The sequence below is a fragment of the Synechococcus sp. H55.9 genome, assembly GCF_047462355.1.
Classification (GTDB): Bacteria; Cyanobacteriota; Cyanobacteriia; order Thermostichales; family Thermostichaceae; genus Thermostichus.
On the sequence record NZ_JANSJB010000060.1, the window covers coordinates 12942 to 16741 of the forward strand.

A 3800-nucleotide genomic window follows, 5' to 3' on the forward strand; every position below is an offset into this window, starting at 1 on the left:
TCCCATTCCCTTTACTGTAACAGTTCGCAAAAGCGGAAGCGCCGCACAAACCTTCAGCGGATCGGCCACCTCTCCTGGCTCTGCGAGCAGGTTTACCTTTTCCTTTCCCTAGAGTTGGCTAAGGCTGGCATCCATCCGTCCTGGACACCCCCATTCCAGTTCTTGACTCAGGGATCCAGAAAACTTTTCCCCACCTTGCAGACAAGTGAGCCGCACAAGTTCAAACAGCCATAGCGGCCACAAAACACCTTCTTGAAGCAGAGTTCTTCTCCCCTCTCCCAGGGGGAGAGGGGTCGGGGGTGAGGGACAGCAGTGCCGAGTGCAGGGGATCCCTATTCCACGGCGGCCTTGGCTGCTTTCGCCTCTTTGGCGGCTCTCATTTCTGCCAGAATCTCCTCCGGCCGCTTGCCAGCCCGTTGGGATCCGGCAGGCAGCTCATGGGGATCGATCACCCCCTTGGGCAGGTAGGCAAACTCCCGCAGCGGCGTCACCATCGGGTCTTCCGTGACCTTGGAAGGCAAACGGCCCATCGCCACCTGGTGGTAGTTGAGGTCGTGGCGGTCGTAGGTGGCTAGCTCATAATCTTCGGTAACCGAGAGGCAATTGGTGGGGCAAAACTCCACACAATTGGCACAGAAAATGCACACTCCAAAATCGATGCTGTAGCTGTAAAGCTCTTTTTTCTTCATCTCGGTGTTATAGGCCCAGTCCACCACCGGCAGGTCGATGGGGCAAACCCGAACACAGATCTCGCAGGCAATGCACTTATCGAACTCGAAATGAATGCGTCCCCGAAAGCGCTCGGAGGGGATCAGCTTTTCAAAGGGGTATTGCACAGTCACCGGGCGACGGCCCATGTGGTCGAAAACCACCCCCATCCCCTGGCCGATGTACTTGGCCGCTTTGAAAGCATCGCTTACGTATTCGCCAACTCGCTTCAGAAAAGTCATGGCCTGTTCTCTCCCTCTCTCGCTTTCTTTACTTTCATTACTTTCATTCAACCCCCGAAAACGCTTGGGAAGGCGAGTTTCAAAGCTGCCGTCAACAGCAAATTGACAAACGAGACGGGCAGCAGAAATTTCCACCCCAAGTCCAGCAGTTGGTCAATACGCACCCGCGGCAAGGTCCAGCGCAAGAGGATGGCCAAGAACACGAAGATAAAAGCCTTGACCATCGTCATGAGAATCCCTAAGACCGCCGCGCCGATCTGCAAAAAGGGGTTGTCCAACGGGATCCCAGCCCAGGCGGCGATCGTCTCCACCGGCACCACGAACGACCAGCCGCCCAAGTACAACACCGCTGCAATCAGGGAAGCCAGCAGCAAGTTGGCGTAGGATCCCAGATAAAACAGGGCAAATTTCATGCCGGAGTACTCCGTTTGGTAGCCAGCCACCAGCTCCTCCTCGGCTTCCGGCAAGTCGAACGGGATCCGCTCCGTTTCCGCCAGGGCCGAGATCAAGAAAATGACAAAGCCAATCGGCTGCCGCCAGACGTTCCAACTGAGGATCCCCAGTCCGCTCTGCTGCTCCACAATCCCCACGGTGTCCAAGCCGTTGCTCATCAGCACCACCGCCAGCACCGACAGAGCTAGGGGTAGCTCGTAGCTGATCGACTGGGCCGCCGCCCGCAGCCCCCCCAGCAGGGAATACTTGTTGTTGGAGCCGTAGCCGGACATCAACAAGCCGATGGGCTGCACGCTGGAGGTGGCGATCAGGAAAAAGACGCCGATGGCGATGTTAGAGATCAACAGGTTCTGGCCGAAGGGAACCACCAGGTAGCACAAAAAGACCGGCAGGAAAACGAGGATCGGCCCCAGCGTGAACAAAACCGGGTCGGCCAGGCTGGGCAGCACATCTTCCTTCGTCAAGAGCTTGAGGCCATCGGCAATCGGGATCAGCACCCCCTGCGGCCCGGCCATGTTGGGGCCAATCCGCTGTTGGGCCGCTGCCGAGATCTTGCGCTCCAGCCAAGTCATCACCATCACCCCTAGAGTGGCGGCGATGACCAGCAACAACATGGGTAGGGGCATCCAGAGGGCGTGGGCAGCACCTGGGCCCAAGCCCAAGTTTTGCAGGGCAGTCTCAAAGCCAAGCTGTAGGTCGATACCGGCAGTTGTCATGGGGTTGAGTAGCTCCCTAAAGACGGTGGGTCAAAAAAACCTTGGATCCCGTGCGTTAACTAAGCCTTGCCGTTGGGATCCGACTGAGGGGGACGGTGGCGGCGGCGTAGCTCCTGCTGAATGATGGCCTGGAGGCGAGCATCGGATAGCTGCTCTGCGCGGCGACGCCTTTCTTCTTGGTACTTGGCCCATTGCTTGGGGCCGATAATTGCGGCAATAGTTGCAACAATCAAGAGCGGCAGAACCAAGATCGCCCAGGCCATCGCCTTTATCCTCGCTTTCCTAGCGGTATTTTAGCGATCCACCTCCCCCATGATGATGTCGATGCTGCCCAGAATGGCGATCATATCGGCTACCTTCATGCCGCGAATGAGCTGAGGCAGCACCTGCAGGTTGACAAAGCCAGGCGGACGAATTTTCCAGCGCCAGGGACAGACATTGTCGTCGCCGACGATGTAAATGCCCAGCTCGCCTTTGGCGCTCTCCACCCGCACGTAGGCCTCTCCTTTGGGGATCTTGAAGTTGGCCGAGGGTTTTTTGCTGATGAACTGGTAATCGCCTTTGTTCCACTCCGACTTTGGCCCCTCCAGCATGCGTTTGGCTTCCAGATTTTCAAAGGGGCCACCGGGCAGGGCCTTCACCGCCTGCTGGACAATTTTGCAGGACTGGCGCATCTCTTTCATACGCACCCGATAGCGGGCCAGGCAATCCCCCTCTGGGTAAACGGCCACCTCCCAGTCGAAGTCGTCGTAGCACTCGTAGTGATCCACCTTGCGCAGATCCCAGTTGACGCCGCAGGCGCGCAGCATGGGGCCGGATAGACCCCAGTTGATGGCATCCTGCTTGGAGATGACCCCCACCCCTTCCAGCCGCCGGCGGAAAATGGGGTTGTCGGTAACCAGCCGCTCGTACTCATCTACTTTGGGCAGGAAGTACTCGCAAAAATCGAGGCATTTTTCCGTCCAGCCGTAGGGCAGATCCACCGCTACGCCCCCGACGCGGAAGTAGTTGTTGTTGATGAGGCGCATGCCGGTGACGGCTTCAAACAAATCCAAGATCCACTCCCGCTCCCGCATGGCATAGAGGAAGGGAGTTTGGGCGCCCAAGTCCGCCAAGAAGGGGCCGAACCAGAGCAGGTGGTTGGTGATGCGGGTCAGCTCCAACATGATCACCCGCAAGTAGCTGGCCCGCCGGGGCACCGGGATCCCAGCCAGTTTCTCGACGGCGTTGACGGTGATGGCCTCGTTGAACATGCCAGCGCCGTAGTCCCAGCGGGAGACGTAGGGCAGGTATTGCACCACGGTGCGGTTTTCGGCAATTTTTTCCATGCCGCGGTGCAAGTAGCCGATCACCGGCTCGCAATCGACGATGTTTTCGCCATCGAGGGTGACCAGCAGGCGCAAGACCCCGTGCATAGAGGGATGGTGCGGCCCAAAGTTGAGCAGCATCCGGTCGGTACGGGTCTCGATCATGGGCATGGGCATAGCCGCCGCCTCCGCAACTGAAGAATGTTTATGGTCTGCAACATTTGCAGTATAACGGCTTTCCCGCGGTTCCTCGATCTCTCAGGCCATCAGGGATCCCAATTTTCGTCATTGAGGATCCCCTAATGGGTTCGGCTAGAGTGTTTTAAAAAAAGGTAAGGAGAGGGATGGCGGCATCTGGTTCACCCCCGAATGGC

Annotated in this window: 4 protein-coding genes; all 4 read right to left on the bottom strand. The window is 57.9% G+C overall.

The window, feature by feature from the left end:
• Positions 1 to 332 precede the first annotated feature (332 nt).
• From ndhI to NW857_RS08920, 4 genes are read right to left on the bottom strand one after another with little or no spacing between them, the layout of a single operon-like run.
• Entirely contained in the window at positions 333 to 950 is a 618-nt protein-coding gene (ndhI, locus tag NW857_RS08905) for an NAD(P)H-quinone oxidoreductase subunit I (RefSeq protein ID WP_414335216.1), read from the bottom strand.
• A gap of 47 nt (positions 951 to 997) precedes the next feature.
• The gene (gene nuoH / locus NW857_RS08910; RefSeq protein WP_414335218.1) at positions 998 to 2119 is read right to left on the bottom strand and encodes an NADH-quinone oxidoreductase subunit NuoH; all 1122 of its coding nucleotides are present in this window, start codon (positions 2117 to 2119) and stop codon (positions 998 to 1000) included.
• A 59-nt stretch (positions 2120 to 2178) separates the two neighbouring features.
• Positions 2179 to 2382 (bottom strand): hypothetical protein, encoded by a 204-nt coding sequence (locus NW857_RS08915; protein ID WP_414335220.1) that lies wholly within the window; start codon positions 2380 to 2382, stop codon positions 2179 to 2181.
• Between the two features lie 30 nt (positions 2383 to 2412).
• On the bottom strand, positions 2413 to 3597 hold the full coding sequence (locus tag NW857_RS08920) for an NAD(P)H-quinone oxidoreductase subunit H (RefSeq protein ID WP_414335237.1): 1185 nt from the start codon (positions 3595 to 3597) through the stop codon (positions 2413 to 2415).
• Positions 3598 to 3800: the final 203 nt, after the last annotated feature.